Annotated in this window: 15 protein-coding genes; 11 read left to right on the plus strand and 4 right to left on the minus strand. The window is 56.5% G+C overall.

Annotated features, from left to right (window positions below; genetic code table 11):
* The first annotated feature begins 16 nt into the window (after positions 1–16).
* From mltB to lipB, 5 genes are all read left to right on the plus strand, one after another.
* On the plus strand, positions 17–1,090 hold the full coding sequence (gene mltB, locus BQ9846_RS11695; RefSeq protein WP_075881133.1) for a lytic murein transglycosylase B: 1,074 nt from the start codon (positions 17–19) through the stop codon (positions 1,088–1,090).
* Complete coding sequence (locus BQ9846_RS11700; protein ID WP_075881134.1) at positions 1,087–1,983, plus strand: septal ring lytic transglycosylase RlpA family protein; 897 nt, start codon at positions 1,087–1,089, stop codon at positions 1,981–1,983. The genes mltB and BQ9846_RS11700 overlap by 4 nt, the downstream gene beginning before the upstream one ends.
* A 102-nt stretch (positions 1,984–2,085) precedes the next feature.
* Complete coding sequence (locus tag BQ9846_RS11705) at positions 2,086–3,243, plus strand: D-alanyl-D-alanine carboxypeptidase family protein (protein WP_075881745.1); 1,158 nt, start codon at positions 2,086–2,088, stop codon at positions 3,241–3,243.
* Positions 3,244–3,339: 96 nt separating this feature from the next.
* Complete coding sequence (locus tag BQ9846_RS11710; protein ID WP_075881135.1) at positions 3,340–3,657, plus strand: HP0495 family protein; 318 nt, start codon at positions 3,340–3,342, stop codon at positions 3,655–3,657.
* Positions 3,658–3,673: 16 nt separating this feature from the next.
* On the plus strand, positions 3,674–4,327 hold the full coding sequence (gene lipB / locus BQ9846_RS11715) for a lipoyl(octanoyl) transferase LipB (RefSeq protein WP_075881136.1): 654 nt from the start codon (positions 3,674–3,676) through the stop codon (positions 4,325–4,327).
* A gap of 9 nt (positions 4,328–4,336) precedes the next feature.
* On the opposite strand, the gene lipA is transcribed toward lipB, so the two are convergent.
* Together lipA and BQ9846_RS11725 are read right to left on the minus strand one after the other, a co-directional pair.
* Entirely contained in the window at positions 4,337–5,392 is a 1,056-nt protein-coding gene (gene lipA, locus BQ9846_RS11720) for a lipoyl synthase (RefSeq protein ID WP_075881137.1), read from the minus strand.
* A 107-nt stretch (positions 5,393–5,499) separates the two neighbouring features.
* Entirely contained in the window at positions 5,500–6,486 is a 987-nt protein-coding gene (locus BQ9846_RS11725) for a LysR family transcriptional regulator (protein ID WP_075881138.1), read from the minus strand.
* A 232-nt stretch (positions 6,487–6,718) separates the two neighbouring features.
* Here BQ9846_RS11725 and BQ9846_RS11730 point away from each other — a divergent pair, with 232 nt between their 5' ends.
* The 6 genes from BQ9846_RS11730 (at position 6,719) to BQ9846_RS11755 (ending at position 14,411) form a co-directional block, all read left to right on the plus strand.
* Entirely contained in the window at positions 6,719–9,250 is a 2,532-nt protein-coding gene (locus BQ9846_RS11730; protein ID WP_075881139.1) for a DUF3141 domain-containing protein, read from the plus strand.
* Between the two features lie 286 nt (positions 9,251–9,536).
* A complete protein-coding gene (topA, locus tag BQ9846_RS11735) occupies positions 9,537–12,164 on the plus strand; it encodes a type I DNA topoisomerase (protein ID WP_075881140.1) in 2,628 nt (875 codons plus the stop codon).
* Positions 12,161–12,622, plus strand: coding sequence for a DUF6586 family protein (locus BQ9846_RS11740; protein ID WP_075881141.1), 462 nt, complete (start codon positions 12,161–12,163; stop codon positions 12,620–12,622). Before topA ends, BQ9846_RS11740 begins: the two co-directional genes overlap by 4 nt.
* 194 nt (positions 12,623–12,816) lie before the next feature.
* Positions 12,817–13,281: a hypothetical protein gene (locus BQ9846_RS11745; RefSeq protein WP_075881142.1), complete on the plus strand. Its 465-nt coding sequence runs from the start codon at positions 12,817–12,819 to the stop codon at positions 13,279–13,281.
* 24 nt (positions 13,282–13,305) lie between these two features.
* The gene (locus BQ9846_RS11750; RefSeq protein WP_075881143.1) at positions 13,306–13,938 is read left to right on the plus strand and encodes a L,D-transpeptidase family protein; all 633 of its coding nucleotides are present in this window, start codon (positions 13,306–13,308) and stop codon (positions 13,936–13,938) included.
* 209 nt (positions 13,939–14,147) lie between these two features.
* Positions 14,148–14,411 carry an Lpp/OprI family alanine-zipper lipoprotein gene (locus BQ9846_RS11755; RefSeq protein ID WP_075881144.1) on the plus strand — a complete coding sequence of 88 codons (264 nt, stop codon included), beginning with the start codon at positions 14,148–14,150 and terminating at the stop codon, positions 14,409–14,411.
* Between the two features lie 135 nt (positions 14,412–14,546).
* Here BQ9846_RS11755 and BQ9846_RS11760 read toward each other — a convergent pair whose 3' ends face one another.
* Both BQ9846_RS11760 and mfd read right to left on the minus strand, forming a co-directional pair.
* Complete coding sequence (locus BQ9846_RS11760) at positions 14,547–15,659, minus strand: L,D-transpeptidase family protein (protein ID WP_075881145.1); 1,113 nt, start codon at positions 15,657–15,659, stop codon at positions 14,547–14,549.
* A complete protein-coding gene (gene mfd, locus BQ9846_RS11765; RefSeq protein ID WP_075881146.1) occupies positions 15,656–19,105 on the minus strand; it encodes a transcription-repair coupling factor in 3,450 nt (1,149 codons plus the stop codon). Before mfd ends, BQ9846_RS11760 begins: the two co-directional genes overlap by 4 nt.
* Between the last annotated feature and the right edge of the window lie 164 nt (positions 19,106–19,269).

Genomic DNA, 19,269 nt, shown 5'->3' on the forward strand with positions numbered 1-19,269 from the left:
GAGGGGAGAGTCAACAATGAAAATAGCCAGTAAGCAGCGAGTTCGGCGGTTTGCGCTCAGTGCGGCAATAGCGGGGTGGATGGGGCTTGGTGCAGCGAATAGCTTGGCAGAGACACCGAGTTTTCATCCGCGCGAGCATGCAGATACCGCCGCACTGGTCGAGGAGCTAGTCGAACAAGGTTTACCCGAGGCGTGGCTGACCGAAACGCTAGGACGCGCCACGTTTCGCCAAGAAGTGCTTGACGCCATGGCGGGCGCGGTCGAGCGGCGGCTGGAGTGGCACGAGTATCGCGATATTTTTCTCACCGAGCAGCGTATTGAAGAGGGCGCTGCGTTTATGCGCCAGCATCAACAAACACTGGCACGCGCGACCGCCGAGCACGGTGTGCCGGCAGAAATCATCACGGCGATCATCGGCGTGGAAACCTTTTACGGACGCTATAAAGGGCGCCACCGGGTGCTCGATTCGCTCTCGACGCTGGCATTTCATCACCCGGAGCGCGGGCGTTTTTTTCGCGGTGAACTCGCGGCCTTTCTGCGCATTGCGCATGAGCAAGGCGTTGACCCCGCGACGTTAAAAGGCTCTTACGCGGGGGCGATGGGCTTCCCGCAGTTTATTCCCACCAGTTACCAAGCGTACGCCGTGGATTTTGACGGCGATGATCAGCGTGACTTATGGCATAACCCGGTGGATGCCATCGGTAGTGTGGCTAACTATTTTGCCGAGCATGGTTGGCGGGAGGGGGAGCCGATTTATCAGCGTGCCGAGCGCGCGCCGACAGCGGAAGAGAACCAAGCGGCTATAACGTTTAATCAAACGTCAAAGCCCACTTATACGTTAGAGCAGGCCCAGCGCGCTGGCATTAAGCCAGTGGGAGAGGCGGCGGAGGCCTTCTTAGCGCGGCAGGATAAGCGCGTGGTACCGCTGCGTTTAACCCTGGAGGATGGGCGTCAGGCGTACTATCTCGGGGGCTTTAACTTCTACGTGATAACGCGCTATAACCATAGCCATCTCTACGCGATGGCGGTGACCACCTTGGCCGAGGCCATTGCGCAAGCGCATCAGACCCAGCATGAGGGCGAAGGATGAACATCAAGCAGACAACGCTTGCGGCGCTAGTGTCGGGGGTAATCTTAAGCGGGTGTGCAAGCCGGGATATGCAGCAACCCGCTGAAGATGACACCTTGCGACAAACCCAGCAGCCCGCATCAGCCACCAGCGGTGGACGTTACGCCATGAGCGGGGATGCCTACCCCCTTGACCCGCCTGATGTATCCCAAGTGCCCGACGCCGAGCCTAGAGAAGAGCCGCTCTCCCGGGCAGGCAATCGCGCAAGCTATGAGGTGTGGGGTAAAACATACCGTGTTCTGCCGGACTCGACGGGGTATGCGAAAGAGGGAACGGCGTCTTGGTACGGTGAAAAATTTCACGGCTACGCCACGTCAAACGGTGAAATTTACGATATGTACAAAATGACGGCAGCGCACCGCTCCTTACCGTTGCCCACCTACGCTCGGGTAACCAGCCAAGAGAACGGTAACTCGGTGATCGTGCGTATCAATGATCGCGGCCCGTTTCACAGCGAGCGGGAGATCGACCTCTCCTATGCCGCTGCCTCGCGGCTCGGGTTTACCGAGGCGGGCACAGGGCGGGTCAAGGTCGAGGCGATTGATCCAAAGCGCTGGCGAGGGGAGGGTGTCAGTGATGCGCCAACGCCAGCAGCCACGGCAGAGATAGCTGAACCTGAATCCGCCAGTGATGACGGCCCTTTTTATTTGCAGATTGCTGCCCTGGGCAGCGCCGAAAGCGCCGATCGGCTTAAAGAGCAGTTACAGCGTGAGTTACGCCACGGCGTGCGCGTCACCCACGAGGCCGATGTGTACCGCGTACAGGTTGGGCCGGTTGCGCGTCAGCAGCAGGAGCGGCCATTACGTGAATCCCTTCGCCAGGCAGGCTTTCCCCAAGCCTTTATCGTGAGATAATGCCTTTTTACCTATTGAGCTTACCTAAGTGAGAAAATATCCGTGATGACCGTGTTTATGTTGCGTCGTTTCTGTTGTCGTTATGGTCTGCTGGCGCTTTTGATGGCTGCCGTGACTATGACCGCTGGTTTACCCGTTTCCGCGCAAGTGATTCCTCAGCCGCAAACGATTATTCCCTCTCCGCCTCAGCTAGCGGCCAAGTCATGGATATTGATGGATGCCAATAGTGGGCATGTGCTCGCCGAGCACGACGCCGATAAGCGTTTGCCGCCGGCGAGTTTGACCAAACTGATGACGGCGTTTTTGGTCGAGCGAGAGCTTGATCGTGGCACCATCGATTTTGATGACAAGGTCAGCATTAGTGAGAAAGCGTGGCGTACCGGCGGCTCTAAGATGTTCGTTGAGGTGGGCAACCAAGTCTCCGTCCGGGACTTATTGCACGGCATCGTGATTGTGTCGGGTAACGATGCCAGTGTGGCAATGGCAGAGCATTTGGCGGGGGGCGAAGGGCCTTTCGCCGACTTAATGAATCAGCACGCCGCGCGCATTGGCATGAGCAATACCCACTTTGAAAATGCCACCGGCCTGCCGGGCGAAAATCACTACTCAAGCGCCCGGGACATGGCGCTACTCGCTCAGCATATTATCAATGACTATCCCGAGCACTATGCAATTTACTCCGAGCGGACGTTTTCCTACGGCGGGATCGATCAGCCTAACCGCAACCGCCTCTTATGGCGCGACCCCAGTGTGGATGGATTGAAAACCGGCTGGACTTCTGAAGCGGGTTACGGGCTTGTGGCCTCGGCCGAGCGTGACGGCATGCGTCTTATTTCGGTGGTGATGGGGACCAGTTCAGAAGAAGCGCGGGCGCAGGAAACCCAGAAGCTTCTAAGCTACGGGTTTCGCTTTTTCGAAACCATGAACCTCTACGACCGTGGTGCGGTATTAGCCACGCCGCGCATTTGGGGCGGAGAGAGAAACGAGGTGCGTATTGGCGTCGATGAAGAGGTCTATATGACGCTGCCGCGCAATCGTAACGAGGAGCTGCGTGCCCGGTTGAATATCAGTGACGACCTCAATGCGCCCATGTCAATGGGTGAGGAAGTCGGTACGCTGGAAGTCGTGCTGGGCGAAGATGTGGTCGGCGAGCGGCGCCTCGTGGCACTAGAAGACGTCGAGGAAGGGGGGCTTTTCAAGCGCCTGCTTGACCAAGTGCGCCGCTTTTTTAGCGGTCTTTTGAGCAACTTTCTTGATTAAATAAGACCTTGATTAAATACGGCCTGGATCAAACGTGATTTTGTTGAAATGACTTGAATCGCGGTTAGACCGATCAACCGATGCGTAGGTGAATAAATGGCTTCGAATGGCAAACAAGGGTTTCGCGATATGCGCCCTTCGGCGATGACGCAAAAAAAGTCGGCGAAAATCACCTTTCCGTGCGATTACCCGATCAAAGTGGTGGGCGATGCGGCGGAGGATTTTCCTGCCACCGTATGCCAAGTGTTGGTACGCCACGCGCCCGATTTTGACGAAGCCTCGATGCAGGTCGTGGATAGCCGTAACGGTCGCTTTCAGTCGGTGCGGGTGACCATTCGCGCGACCGGAGAGAGTCAGCTTAATCAGCTGTTTCACGACTTAAAAGCGACCGGCCGTGTACACATGGTGGTGTAAGAGTGAGTGGTGAGAAATGAGCGCTGATTTGCCGCCAATTGAGCTGCACCGCCTGGGACGACGCTCCTACCAGCCCGTATGGGAAGCGATGCGCGACCTAACCGATACCCGTGATGCCAACACACCGGATCAATTCTGGTTAGTGGAGCACGAGCCGGTGTTTACCCAAGGGCAGGCTGGAAAACCGGAACATCTTTTGATGCCGGGTGATATTCCCGTGGTGCAGACCGACCGTGGCGGCCAAGTGACCTACCACGGCCCCGGCCAGGTGGTGCTCTACCCCTTGCTGGATGTCAGGCGCGCCAATATAGGCGTGCGCGAACTGGTCACGGCACTTGAAAACGCGGTGATCGATGTGCTGGCAAGCTACAGTGTCGTGGCGCGAGCGCGCCCGGATGCGCCGGGGGTGTATGTAGAGGTAGCGGGAGGAGAGGCAAAAGTGGCCTCTTTGGGGCTGCGCATACGCCGAGGGGGCAGTTTCCACGGTGTGGCACTCAACGTCGATGGCGATTTGTCGCCCTTTGCGCGTATCAACCCTTGCGGTTACGCCGGTATGGCCATGACGCGGCTGGCGGATTTAACCGATCAACCGGTGAGCGGGCCAGCCGTTGGAGAAGAGCTTGCGCAAGCACTCGCGACGCGTATTCAGCGCCGCTTGAGTGCTGGCTAAATCAACCTGTTAGCCCACGTGCTGCACGGGGATAAGGCTCGCGTCTTTGCTTTGCTGGCCGGGTACCGCCGCCGGCGAGGCGAGCCCAAGGTTGTTTTTTTCGAAAACCCGATCCGCTCGGTAGCTGGAGCGCACCAGTGGCCCTGAGGCGACTTCCATAAAGCCTTTTTCTAGCCCTAGCACGCGAAAACGCTCAAACTCTTCGGGCGTCACGTAGCGCTCGACGGGCAAATGGTTTTTGGTGGGGCGTAAATATTGTCCCAGGGTGACGATATCCACCCCGATCGCGCGTAAATCGTCGAAGGTTTGTAGGATTTCGTCTTCGGTCTCACCCAGCCCCAGCATCAGGCTCGTTTTGGTCAGCACCTTCGGGCGGTGCTTTTTAGCGTGCGCAAGTACGTCCAGGGTTTTACGGTAGCCGGCCCGAGGGTCGCGCACGCGCTTGGTGAGCCGCTCGACGGTTTCGACATTTTGCGCAAACACTTCCAAGCCCGAATCCACTACACGCTCAATCGCGGTGGGTTCTGCGTCGAAATCAGGGGTTAGCGCTTCCACCACGACGTCGGGCGTGCGTGTTTTAATCGCCCGAATACAGTCGGCGTAATGGCTGGCGCCGCCGTCGTCGAGGTCGTCGCGGTCCACCGACGTCAGCACGATGTAACGCAGCCCCATGAGTTCAACCGATTTGGCGGTGTTCTCCGGTTCTTCGCGGTCGAGCCAGCCTTTGGGGTTACCGGTGTCGACAGCGCAGAAACGGCACGCGCGGGTACACACCGAGCCCATCAGCATGATCGTGGCAGTGCCGTTGCTCCAGCATTCGCCCATGTTAGGGCAGTGCGATTCGGCGCAGACGGTGCTTAAGCGGTGGGTAGCGACATTTTTCTTTACCGCTTCAAAACGCTCGCCACCCGGGATTTGGGCTCGCAGCCATTTGGGTTTGCGTTCCAGTGACGGGGCATCGTCTTGGGTTTTGCCCTGCTTGATGCCGTCCTTAATCACTGCCATGCCGTGTTCATTGCGGAATTTTGTGCCGCTAGACACGCGCTGCGAGGTGTTGTCGCTCATAAATGAGAGCCTCTACTGTGGATACGGGTCGGTTACGACAGAAGTCTATTCGACTGAGCCCTACAACCCGCAATGTAACATATTTGGCCAAAAACAGGACACCGCGCTTAGGAAAGTGTGAGTGGCAAACAGGCGACATTGTGGCTGGGCAATGGGCTGGTTGGCGCCTGAAAGTGGTCGCGATACTCGGGCAAGTGCTCACGCAGAAAGCGCATGAACAGTTCCGCCACGGGGGTGGGAAAACGCTCGGCGTGGTAAACCACCGACCAAGAGCGGCGAATGGGGAAGTCCGGCAGGACGAGTTCGGTGAGTAAGCCGTGCTCAAGCTCCAACTGTACCGCCATGCGCGGCAGGACAGCCACGCCAAGATGCGCCATGACGCCCTGTTTAACCGCTTCGTTAGTACCGAGTTCAATACGGTGTGGCATGCTGACATGCTGTAGTGCTGCGACTTGCTCAAACGCGGTGCGTACCCCGGAGCCCGGTTCTCGCATCAGCACGTAGTGGCGGGCAAAATCAGTAAGCGTTGGCTCGGTCATACTCAGCAGCGGATGCTCTGGCCATACCACCGCAATCAGTTCATTATCCAGAATCGGCGTCACCACAAAGCGGTCGTCGTCGGGTACCATAGCCATGATCACCAGATCGTCGCGCTGGCTAGCAAGCCGCTCTAGCGCTTGGCTGCGGTTACACACACCGAGACGTACGCGTACATCGGGGTAGCGGGCACGAAAACGGGCGAGTAAGTAGGGCACGATGTACTGTGCCGAGGAGACCGCCGCGATGTTGAGTTCCCCGCTGATCTTGCCGTTAAGGTCGGAAAGGTGCATCTGCAAACGCGAGAGCTGACCGAAAATTTCGCGGGTAGAATCGGCCAGTGTATCGGCGGCGGGCAGGACATGCAGGGTTTTGCCTGCGTATTTAAAAAGCGCTTGGCCTAGCGCTTGTTCGAGCTGGCGAATTTGGGCGCTCACCGCAGGTTGAGTCAAGCCGAGTTGCTCCGCCGCGCGGGAATAAGAGCGCTTGCGATGAACGGCCTGAAACACTTGCAGCTGACGAAACGTCAGGCGGTTGAGTAGCGCGGGTGACGACATTTCTACCTCGACGGTGTCAAATCCAGCGGTTACCACCTAGAAGCCCGCGAAACGCTCTGTAAAGCGCTAATTAAAACGTAACTGTATTAAAACAAGGTATGCGAGAAATTGCGATTTTTGCCGCAAAAATTGCGATTCTTCATCGACGCTGGGTGTTACGTGTCTTACACTATATTGCACTGCAGCATAATAGCTATCGGGTCCATTGTTTCCATGACCCAAGGGAGAATCTATGAACTTTCTCGCCAATCCTACTGAATTCGCCGAGAGTTATCCCGGTGCGTCTCTGCTTTCTACCGTATTTGATCCCTTCGGTTTCGGCCGCGCGGCGGTAGATTACTGGCGCGATGGCTTTGAGCGCAGCGTACTCTATTGGGATGTCATGCGTCAGCGTGGCAATCAGTACCTTGAACACATGCAACAGACCAAGCCCAATGTGCTGGGGTTTGAAACGGAAGTACTGATGGATGGTCGGCAACTGCCGCGCCCCACCAATTATGAACTGCTGCGCGTACTCCCCCCAGAGGGGGTGGAGATTGACGCGGAAAAACGTCCCTTCGTGGTGGTTGACCCCCGCGCAGGCCATGGCCCCGGCATTGGGGGGTTTAAGCCCGACAGCGAAATCGGTGTGGCGCTGCGCGCTGGGCACCCTTGCTATTTTCTCGGCTTTTTACCGTTCCCCGAACCAGGGCAGACGGTAGAAGACGTCGTTGAGTCGGAAATTGCCTTTTTGCGCTATGTGCGCGAACTGCACGCCGACACCACGGAAAAACCGATGGTCGTAGGTAACTGCCAAGCGGGCTGGCAGATCATGATGGCCGCCGCGCTAGAGCCGGATCTGTTCGGCCCCATTTTGATTGCCGGCGCGCCGCTCTCTTACTGGGCGGGCGAGCGTGGCAAAGCCCCCATGCGCTACACCGGCGGCATGACAGGCGGCAGCTGGATCACGGCCTTCACTAGCGATCTAGGTCACGGCCTTTTCGACGGCGCGTGGCTGGTGCAGAACTTTGAGCGTTTAAATCCCGCCAACACCTACTGGAAGAAGCAGTACAACCTGTTTGCCAACATCGATAACGAAGCGCACCGCTACCTGGAATTCGAGCGCTGGTGGGGCGGCCATGTCATGCTGGGCGGCGAAGAGATCCAGTACATCGTGGACAATCTTTTCGTGGGTAATCGCCTCTCCACCGCGCAGCTTGTGACGCGCGATGGGCGGCGCATTGACCTGCGCAACGTGCGCTCGCCGGTGGTGGTGTTCTGCTCGCGTGGCGATGATATTACACCGCCGCCGCAAGCCTTGGGTTGGATTCGCGACCTGTACGAAGGCGAAGAGGATATCATCGCCAACGAACAAACCATCGTCTACTGCCTGCACGACACCACGGGCCACCTGGGTATCTTCGTGTCGGGTAATGTGTCGCGTAAAGAGCACTCGGAATTTACGGCGAACATGGATTATATCGATGTCATGCCGCCGGGACTTTATGAAGCCACGGCCTCGCCTGCGAGTGAACGTTCGGATGCGGAGCTTATTGAGCGCGACTACTTGCTGGAATTTGAGACGCGCGACTTCGACGAGCTGGACCAAGAGGTCAAACACAGCCCGGAAGATGATCGCCGTTTTGCTACCGTGGCGCGGCTGTCCGAGATTAACTTAGGCTTCTATCGCCTGGCGGTTCAGCCGCTGTTGCAGTCGGTCACGACGCCGGAAACCTCGCGCTGGGTACGGCGCATGCATCCCATCCGGTTAGGCTATCGCATGATGTCGGACCGCAACCCCTTGACCGTGCCGCTGCCGGTGATGGCAGAAATGGTGAGCGAAAATCGCCATCCGGTAGCGAAAGATAATCTCTTTAAAACGCTTGAGGGCATTGTCTCTGACCAGATCGTCGCGAACTTGAATGCCGTTCGCGATTGGCGTGACAGCACCATTGAGCGTCTGTTCTTGGATATTTATGGGCAGCCGTTACTTCAAGCTGCGGTGGGTCTGTTCGGTGACGCTCATGTGCACCGCCGTCGTCCCGGCGCCGAGCCAGAGCATCGTCGCTTTATCGAGCAGCGTCAGAAAGAGATTCGCGAGGGTATTGCCCATGGCGGAGCGCACGAAGCGGTCATGCGTGCCGTGATCTATGTGCTAGGTGGGGCCCCGGCGACCGATGAGCGTAACTTCAAGCGCTTGCGTGCGTCACGCGCGGAGCTAGAGCCGGGCAGAACACTGTGCGACTTTAAAAAGCTGGTGCGCGATCAGTTCTTTATTCTAAAACTTGACCGTGAAAGAGCGCTTTCCACCTTGCCGCAGCTACTTAAAGGAGAGACCAACGCGCAAATCGATGGCCACATCGACCACTTGGAGCATGTCTTTGCGGCAAGCGGGGAGTTATCCGAGCACGCGTCGGCCCGCTTTGAGCAAGTAAAAGCGCTGTTCGATCAGGCCCGTCCAGAAAAGCCAGTGGAAAAAGCGCCAACGTCCTCCCAGCAGGAAGCGCCTAAGCCTGACGTGCCTGCTCCGGCTGCTAAAGCGTCGACCTCTCAAGTGGAAGCCACGCCATCTAGTGCGCCTAACGCCGAACCGGCCGCCAAAGCGCCCACCTCTCAGGTGGAAGCAACGCCGTCTAGTGCATCGGCCGCCGAACCGGCCGATCAAGCTCAAGCGCCCAAAACGCCGGCTTCATCGAGTGACGCATCATCGGCACAGGCGGCACCGGCTCAGAAGAAACCCGCTGGCAATGCCTCGTCACGGAAGCGGACAACCCGTAAGCGTTAAGTCATTAACGCGGATGTCTTATAGCGCCCTGGCTTAATCGCCGGGGCGTTTTGCATAGGAGGCAGGTTGCCGTTTGGCGTTGGGCAGTCTAGTGTCTAGCTTGGATTTGGCGTGCAACGGTTTAGTGGCGACCCATCGCTAGGGCTGGCGCTTCGTCAAGGCGTGGGGTAGGGTAGGCGCATTTTTCACGCACCTATCATCTGGCTTTGCGTGCTGTTTATATTGCCAATATTTTATTCAAAACGCCGCCTGCGGGTTAGCCGGCATATCATTTAAGTGGAGTACTATGGGCAAGTCACTGGTCATCGTCGAGTCGCCCGCCAAAGCGAAGACGATCAATAAGTATCTCGGCAACGATTTCATCGTGAAGTCGAGCGTAGGTCACATCCGTGATCTACCGACCAGCGGCTCGGGTAAGGCAGCCTCCGATCCTAAAGAGCGCGCTCGTCAAGCCGCGGTTACACGCAAAATGTCAGCGGACGAGAAAGCCGTCTATAAAAAGCGCAAGGCGCACGATCAGCTGATTCGGCGCATGGGCATCGACCCCGACAATGGCTGGGAAGCGCACTACGAGATTTTGCCCGGTAAGGAGAAGGTCGTCGCGGAGCTGAAAAAGCTGGCGGAAAAGGCCGATGCCGTTTATCTCGCCACCGACTTAGATCGGGAAGGGGAGGCCATTGCCTGGCATCTGCGCGAAACCATCGGTGGCGATAACGATCGCTACAAGCGCGTGGTATTTAACGAGATCACACAAAATGCCATTCAAGACGCGTTCAAGGCACCGGGTGGGCTCAATATCCCCCGTGTAGAAGCGCAGCAGGCAAGGCGTTTTCTCGATCGCGTGGTGGGGTTTATGCTGTCGCCTCTGCTATGGGCGAAAATTGCCCGCGGGCTCTCCGCGGGGCGCGTGCAGTCGGTAGCGGTTCGCTTGATCGTCGAGCGCGAGCGGGAAATTCGCGCCTTCATTCCTGAAGAGTTTTGGGATGTTCACGCCGATTTGGTGACCTCTGAGGGTGAGGTTGTGCGCTTTGTATTGGCGCGCCAAGACGGCAAAGCGTTTCGCCCTACCTCGGAAAAAGAGACCCTGGAGCGTATCGCCGCACTAAGAAAAGCCAATTTGGCAATCACCTCACGAGAGGATAAGCCGACCCGTTCCAAGCCCAACGCGCCTTTTATCACCTCTACGCTACAGCAAGCCGCGAGCAGTCGCCTGGGGTTTTCGGTTAAGAAAACCATGACCATGGCACAGCGTTTGTACGAAGCGGGCTACATCACCTATATGCGTACTGATTCGACCAACCTCTCACAGGAGGCGGTGGAAAGTGCACGGGCGTTTATCGGTGAAACGTATGGGGATCGCTATCTGCCAGAGGCCCCCAACCGTTACAGCAGTAAGGAGAGTGCCCAAGAGGCGCACGAAGCGATTCGCCCCTCCAGCGTGGAGCGCAAAACCTCTGAACTGGTGAGCATGGAGCGCGACGCCGAGCGTCTTTACGAGTTGATCTGGCGTCAGTTTGTCGCCTGTCAAATGACGCCGGCTGAGTACCTCTCCACCACCTTAAGTGTGGAAGTCGATGGCTATGAGTTACGTGCCAAGGGGCGCGTGCTCAAGTTTGATGGCTTCACTCGGGTAATGAAGCCGGCGGGGAAAAACGAAGATCAGAGTTTGCCCGACCTGCCGGAAGGCACTCCGATGACGCTTGAAACGCTCGATCCGCAACAGCATTTTACCAAGCCGCCCGCGCGCTACTCTGAGGCGGCGCTGGTCAAGGAATTGGAGAAGCAGGGCATTGGCCGCCCCTCGACCTATGCCTCCATCATTTCCACGATTCAGGATCGCGGCTATGTGAAGCTAGAAAGTCGCCGTTTTTATGCTGAAAAACTGGGCGATATCGTTACCGAGCGTTTGAAAGAGTCCTTTCCTGACTTGATGGACTACTCATTTACGGCGCGCATGGAGGACAGCCTGGATGAGGTCGCTGAGGGCGAGCGAAACTGGCGAGCGCTACTGGATGCGTTCTACCAAGAGTTTCGCGAGGAGCTTGCTGAGGCGGAAAGCGAAGACGGGATGCGCCCCAATCAGCCTGTTCCGACCGATATCGCGTGCCCAAGCTGTGGCCGTGATATGCAGATTCGTACCGCGTCTACGGGGGTCTTTTTAGGTTGCAGCGGCTATAACCTGCCGCCGAAGGAGCGTTGTAAAACCACGATCGATTTGATCCCCGGTGAAGAAGCCGTTGCCGCTGACGCGGGGGAAGAGGCCGAAGTTGAAGCGCTGCGTGCCAAGCGGCGCTGCCCCAAGTGTGGCACGGCGATGGATAATTACCTGATCGATGAAACGCGTAAGCTGCACATCTGTGGTAACAGCCCGGATTGCGAAGGCTACGAAGTGGAAGAGGGTAAGTTTAAAATCAAAGGGTACGATGGTCCGGTTATCGAGTGCGATAAATGCGGCAGTGAAATGCAGCTTAAATCGGGCCGCTTCGGTAAGTATTTCGGTTGCACCAACAGCGAGTGCAAGAATACCCGCAAATTGCTAAAAAGTGGTGAAGTGGCGCCACCCAAGATGGACCCCATTCCCATGCCCGAGCTCAAATGCCAGAAGGTCGATGACCATTACGTGCTACGCGATGGTGCCAGTGGCCTGTTTCTTGCTGCGAGTAAATTCCCCAAAAATCGCGAAACGCGCCCGCCGCTGGTCAAAGAGCTCAAAGCCCACGCCGATGAGCTGCCGGAGAAGTATCACTTTATTCTTGATGCCCCCAGCGAAGACCCGGATGGCCGCCCTGCGCAAATTCGTTTTTCGCGCAAAAATAAAGCGCAGTACGTCATGACCGACGAAGAGGGCAAGGCGACTGGTTGGAAAGCGACGTTCGAAAACGGTAAGTGGCATGTGGAGGATAAGCGAAAGTGACACCGCGAGCCCGGACCAATCAGCTTTTTTATCACGCTGAGCTGCTTATCATGACACCCGTCACGGACGACGAGCACGCGATTCCTCGCAGGATGGCCCTTGAAGAGAGCGCCCTTGCCCTATTGGAGCTGGCGATCGAGTCGCTGCTCAAAGAAGTGACTGAGCACGCTCGGCTTGAGGAGCATCGCTGGCCACTTTTATTGGCCGCCGATGGGCCAAGCGTTGCGGAGCTTCAGCGGCTGCGAGATCTCGCCGCCGACGCAGACTCGTGGCTAGGTTGGCTGATTTTTCAGTTGCAGCGGCTTCATAGTAGCGAAGGCGCCGCGAAACGGCCAACGCATAACCCCACGATGATTGCCTTGGGAAGTCAGGCGCTATTCGCCGATGAGCTGCTCGCGTGCATCAATAGCGCTAAACAGGAAATGGCGGCGCTGCGTGAAACCAGCGCAGAGTGGTAAAAAGCGAAGAGTGCTAGAATTAGCGTTAAAAGCGCTAGAATCTGAGTGGCCGACCCTACACCGAATGGGTAGATAGCCAGCCGGTCCGTTTTCCTCTACGCTTTAAGGCCAAAAATTTCACCTCGTTTTTAAACGTTTTTGTAAAGCGAATCCTTTTAAAAAACGAGACACTATAGATAACCAAGGAGAAACGCATGCGCTACAACCAGGTAAAAGATCTGGTCGTTTGGGCCGCTGATTTCCATGCTCGTATGGCTCAGCAGTTTAGCGACGCGGCCAAAGAAGCCGATTCTGAGCGGTTGAGTATGGCACTGAACTACCTTGCTAGCCGTGAATTGCGTATGAAAACGGGTCTAGAGGCGATTTTCTCCGATGGCTCCGACCATCGTGAAGTGCTGAATACCTGGTTTGATGATCCGACGGATTTCCCCCAACCGCCAAAGCTTGAGCAGTTGGCTGAAGGCGCGGATTACAATAGCGTCGATGTGGCGATGCAAACAGCTACCGAGGCCCACAAAACACTTCAGGGACTCTATGAATACCGCGCTAAGAAGGCAGTGATTGAGCCTGAAAATGAATTTTTCACTGCGCTGGCGGAAGGACACGAAGCAGAAGTTAGACGTATCGTGACCAGCCTTGAAGAGTTTACCGACGTTTAGTGCTGACGCCTTGAGAGTGACAACATGGCCGTGAATCGACGCCAATTTCTCGCCTATGCACTAGGGTTTCCCGTGTCGGTGTATATGTCGGGCGCTAATGCAAATGTACCCGACCCCGTTGAACCCGATTTGATAGAAACGATGGTTTCGCGGGCGCATGTACCTCGTCACAGTAATGAGGTATGGGTCCTGGTCGATGACAAAGAGGCTTCCCTTAGCATTTATCGGGGGAATGTTCGTCTTGAGCGTTTCGCGCCTATATCGTTGGGCCGCTCTGGAGCGAAATCCCAGCGCTTACGCGGAAGTAATGTCACGCCACTGGGTGAGTTTCGTATCAATCGGTTTAATTATGAAAGCCAGTGGCACATTTTTGCCGGAGTGGATTATCCCACTCCAGCGCATGCGCGCATGGCACTAAAAAATGGCGTCTATTCGCAGCAGGATTACGACGATTATTTTGCCTATTACCGCCGTTACGGCACGCCGCCACAGGATACGGTATTGGGTGGCGCCATTGGTTTACATGGATTGGGCAAAGCGGATCCTGACGTTCACGCGAAGTTTCACTGGACGCAAGGGTGCGTGGCGTTAACAAATGAACAGATCGAACGCATGGTGAAGTTAGTCGACGTTGGCACACGCGTTGTGATCCGCTAAGCTGATGTTGTCGAAGGAAGTTGTGGCTGTTGAACAAGCCGCTATAGACAAATATCGTGGTCTACTATAAAACAGCGTTTGACGCTTGTGCCTTTTAGCACACGGCGCTGCAACGAACCTGCACCGCAGGTAGACAAGGTTAACGTTTCTTACTAGCTTAACGTTGTCAGGCCTTTAACGTAGCACCAAGGAAACTCAAGGAGAACATTATGACTCTGAAGACGACTCTGAAAATGTCTGCCGCTGCTGCTTCTCTGGCAATCCTGGCAGGTTGTGCTTCTACCAGCGCGCTGGAAGAAGTTCGCATGACCGCTGAATCTGCTCAGGCAGATGCGGCTGAAGCACGTAGCATGGCTTCTCAAGCAATGAACACTGCAAACCAGGCGCAGCGCGACGCGCGTGCTGCTATGCAGATGTCTGAGCAGAACCGCGAAGAAATGAACCGCATGTTCGAGCGTTCCATGCAGAAGTAATTCTGTCGGATAACGCTTTAAGGCTTTAGCCTTTTGCGGAGTCGTCTCGCTTTTAAAGCGATAAACGACGCAAAAAACCCTGCCGAGGCAGGGTTTTTTGTTGTACCTATTTTTTGCCGGTTATTAATTAAGAAATTACCCCTCGAGCTTTAAGGCATCAAACAGATCGCCGTCCCATTCAACCCGGACCGGTTCCTTCTTCGGAGCCTGTGGGCCGTAAAGCGCGATCATATCTCCATCGGGGTCCTCGATAGCGCGTTTAATCTGGGCATAGTCCACGTTAATGTCGGCCTCCTCGGTTTTTGCCGATACTTGCTTGAAGGCGTTGAGTAACGGCTCGAAGCTATCCATGTTTTCCTCAAGCTGGGGAAATGACTGCACAAAGAGCGTGCCGTCCTTCGCCCAACCCGCTTTGAAGGGGGCATCGATCAAATTAACTTTCGTACCGCTGGGGAGTCGCTCATAAAGCGATTCAATATCTTCGGGATACATGCGGATGCAGCCACGGCTGACTCGCATCCCTACGCCGTCAGGGCGGTTAGTGCCATGGATTAAGTAGCTCGGCATGTCCAGCAAAATAGCGTGCTCTCCCAGGGGGTTATCCGGCCCTGGCGGTACAATTTCGGGAGGCGGGTCGCCTCTTTCCGCCGCTTCACGACGCATTGAGGCGGGCGGGGACCAGGCGGGATCCTTAACCTTGATGGTGGTGCGTGTCACACCCACTGGGGTGGCAAACTCTTCGCGCCCAACGCTTACCGGATAGGTTTCGACAATGCCGGGTTTGTCAGCGGGGTAGTAGTAAAGACGAAGCTCCGAAAGGTTGATGACCACGCCTTCACGTGGTGCCGGCGGTAAGATATAGCGACTAGGAATCACCACTTCTGTCCCTTTGCCCGGTACCCAAAGGCTCACATCGGGGTTGGCCATGCGAATCTCTTCAAAGCCAATGTTGTGGCGCCGGGCGATATCGATGAGCGTCTCTTCGTGGTCTTTAACCGTGATGGTATAACGCTCGCCAATAATATCTGCTGTTTCCGGGAGGTGAAATTGCCCTCGGGGAAGTCCATTGGGGCGCTCTGGCGTTGTTTCCTCGGCGGCGATCTTAGCACTTTCAATGGCGGTGTCGGACAGCGTCGGGTTTTCGTTTTCGCCGGTGGAGTCGGCAAGCAGAGGTGGCGCTAATGAGGCCGCCAGCATAGCGCCGATAGCTAGGGGTAGCCGGCGGAGGAAGGGGGCGCTTTTTATCATGCGACTTGTTCCTTTTGATTAAGTTGGCCAAGGAGCGTTTCGAGCTGATGAAAGCGCTCCTCGACGCTAGCCATGGGGAGTTCGAAGCGTAAGGTATCGGCACCCTCTAGGCGATAGTGCTGCGGTGATTTTTGAATCAGCGATACCAGGGTCATCGGGTCTACCTGTGTTTGAGTGCTAAATAAGATTTTTCCCCGCGTTTCACCGGCTTCTAGGCGGCTTATGCCTAATGGCTCCGCGCGTTGGCGCAGTTGCGTTTGGCGAATCAAATTTTTCACCGGCGCCGGGAGTAGGCCAAAGCGGTCGATTAACTCTACTTGCAGCTCTTTCAACTCGGCGTTGCTTTGTGTATTGGCGATGCGTTTGTACATCACTAGGCGCTGCTGAACGTCGTGAATATAGTCGTCGGGAATCAGGGCAGGTAGGTTCAGGCTAATCTCGACACCGGTATTAAACGGCGCGTCAATATTGGGTGTCTTGCCCGCGCGAATCGCCTTAACAGCGCGGTCCAGCATCTCCATGTAAAGCGTATAGCCAATGGTCTCCATTTGCCCGCTTTGTTCATCGCCTAATAGCTCGCCCGCCCCGCGGATCTCCATATCATGGCTTGCCAGGGTGAAGCCGGCGCCTAAGTCGTCGGAGGCGCTGATGGCTTCTAGGCGCTTCATCGCATCGCGTGTCATTGCCTTGGGCGGCGGGGTGAGTAGATAAGCATAGGCTTGGTGGTGGCTGCGGCCGACGCGGCCACGTAGCTGATGCAGCTGTGCCAAGCCGAATTTGTCGGCCCGCTCAATAATGATGGTGTTGGCGCTGGGCACATCGATGCCGGTCTCGATAATGGTGGAGCATACCAGCACATTGAAGCGCCGATGGTAAAAGTCTGACATCACGCGCTCTAGACTGCGTTCGGGCAGTTGGCCGTGGGCCACGGCTACGCGTGCTTCGGGTACCAGTTCGCGGACTTTCTCCGCTGCGTTTTCGATGGTCTTTACTTCGTTATGCAGGAAGTAGACTTGACCGCCACGCAGAATTTCTCGTAGCAGCGCCTCTTTGATCACGCCATCGGCGTGCTGCTGGACGAACGTCTTAACCGATAGTCGCCGCGCAGGAGGGGTGGCGATGATGGAGAGATCACGGATGCCGCTCATTGCCATGTTAAGGGTACGGGGAATCGGCGTGGCGGTCAGGGTGAGAATGTCCACTTCGGCGCGCAAGGTTTTGAGTTTCTCTTTTTGTGCCACGCCGAAACGGTGCTCCTCGTCGATAATCAGTAGCCCCATCTTGGGCAAATCGACGCTTTTGGACAGCAGCTTGTGAGTGCCAATGACAATATCCGTCTGTCCACTTTTGATGTGTTCCAGCGTTTCGGCCATGGCTTTGCCCTGCGTGAAACGGGAGACGAAGCTAATATTGACAGCGGTATCGGCGAATCGGTCGCGAAAGTTCTCAAAGTGTTGGCGTGCCAGCAGGGTAGTGGGAACGAGTACCACGACCTGGCGACCCGACTGTACGGCTAAAAAAGCCGCGCGCATCGCGACTTCGGTTTTGCCAAAGCCCACATCGCCGCACACGACGCGATCCATTGGTTGTGGCGAGGTCATGTCGTTAATCACCGCGTTAATGGCGGCTTCTTGGTCCGGGGTTTCCTCAAACGGGAAGCTCGCCGCGAATCGTTGGTACTCCTCATCGGGTGAGGCGTAGACCACGCCCTCTTGGGCTTCGCGACGGGCGTAGATATCGAGTAACTCGGCGGCGGTGTCGCGAATTTTTTCCGCGGCTTTTTTGCGTGCCTTCTCCCACTGGTCAGAGCCCAGCTTATGTAGCGGCGCGAGTTCATCGTCGGCCCCGCTGTAGCGGGAAATAAGATGCAAGCTATCAACGGGAACATAGAGCCTGGCGCCGCCAGCGTATTCCAGTGCCAGAAACTCGTTGGCCATACCGCCGGCTTCGAGTGTTTCGAGCCCTAAGTAGCGACCCACACCGTGAGCCTGATGCACTACGGGCGCGCCTTTTTTCAGCTCCGATAAATGGCGAACAGCGAATTCGTTGTCGTCGGTGGCCTTTTCGCGCCGGCGGCTTTGGCGCACGACATCGCCAAAAAGCTCGGTTTCGGTAATGACCGCAAGATCGGGTGATGCCAGCCACAAGCCTTCATCGACCTGGCCTTCGGCGATGGCATACGGCATCTCGCCTTGCGCGAACGCGGAGAAGTCTTCCACGTGGGGCAGTGAGAGAGAAAGCGGCGCAAGGATTTCCTCAAGTGCTTCACTGCGACCGCGCGATTCGGCGATAAAAAGGACGCGGGTGGCGGGGTTGTCGTGTAAAAACGTCTTTAGTGCAGAGAGCGGGGTTTTGCTACGGGCATTGATGGTGATATCGGGGAGCACTTTGGCGGCGAAGTGGTGTGCGTGGCGCTGTTCGGCGTCGTTGGTCAGCTCAAGGCGCGGGCGCTGCTTGATTGCGCCAAAGATCTCATTGATGGGATAAAAAGCCCGATGGGGCGGCAGCAAAGGGCGCGTGGGGTCAACGCCGAGATTCGCGTAGCGCGCCTCGATGGCTTCCCAGTGGTGCTCGCCCGCCTCAAACACCCCGGGTAGCAGCGCGACTTGTGTCGCGTCGGTAAGGTGCTCAAACAGAGAGGCGGTTTGCTCAAAGAACAGGGGTAAATACTGCTCCAAGCCTGGCGAGGGAATGCCCTTTAACGCGTCGTTGTAGAGTGGGCACTGGCGCGGATCAACGTCGAAAAGGGTCTCGAACTGTTCACGGAAACAGGCAATAGCGCCACGGCTGAGCGAATATTCGTGGGCGGGCAGCAGCTCAATGGCATCGATTTTATCGGTTGAGCGCTGTGAGCCGGGATCAAAGTAGCGCAGGGTATCAATTTCATCATCAAAAAGATCGATGCGAATGGGGGCGTCCATCCCCATGGCGTAGAGGTCGATTATCGCCCCACGCATGGCGTACTCGCCTGGCTCGTAAACCGTTTCCACCGCGCGATACCCGGCGCGGGAAAGCGATTCGCGCAACGCTTCGCGATCGAGGGTGTCGCCGGTCTTGAGCGACATCACGCGTCCGGCAATGTAGTCAACCGGTGGCAGGCGTTGCATGAGCGTATTGATGGGTACCAAGACAATGCCGTGCACGCCCTCCTGTAGCTCACGCAGGGTCCGTAGTCTGGCTGAGACGATATCCTGGTGCGGTGAAAAGCTATCGTAGGGCAGGGTCTCCCAATCAGGGAAGGGGAGCACCGGGATATCGCTATAAAATGCCAATGCCTGTTCAAGCGCTTGGGCGCTCGCCGTGCTTGGCGTAATCACGAGTAACGGTGTACTGGTCGCCACTTGGGATAATGCCAGGGCATCGGCACTGCCCGGCGGCGAAACCCAGTAGAGGGTGTCGCGAGTCCCTTGGGGGGCGGGCGGTTCTAGCAGTGAAAAAGTCGGCATAATGTCAACATCGTCTAAGCATCGGGGCAAAGCGTTGATGATACACGATCAACCCGTCAGGCGATGTAGCGTTAATGACCGCTCATACGCACGAAACAAGCCGCTTCCATCGAACAGCGCCATCATGTAGTCAGAAGCCCCTTTGTGTAATCTGCTTACAGCAG

It is taken from the genome of Vreelandella massiliensis (assembly GCF_900155385.1).
Taxonomy (GTDB): Bacteria; Pseudomonadota; Gammaproteobacteria; order Pseudomonadales; family Halomonadaceae; genus Vreelandella; species Vreelandella massiliensis.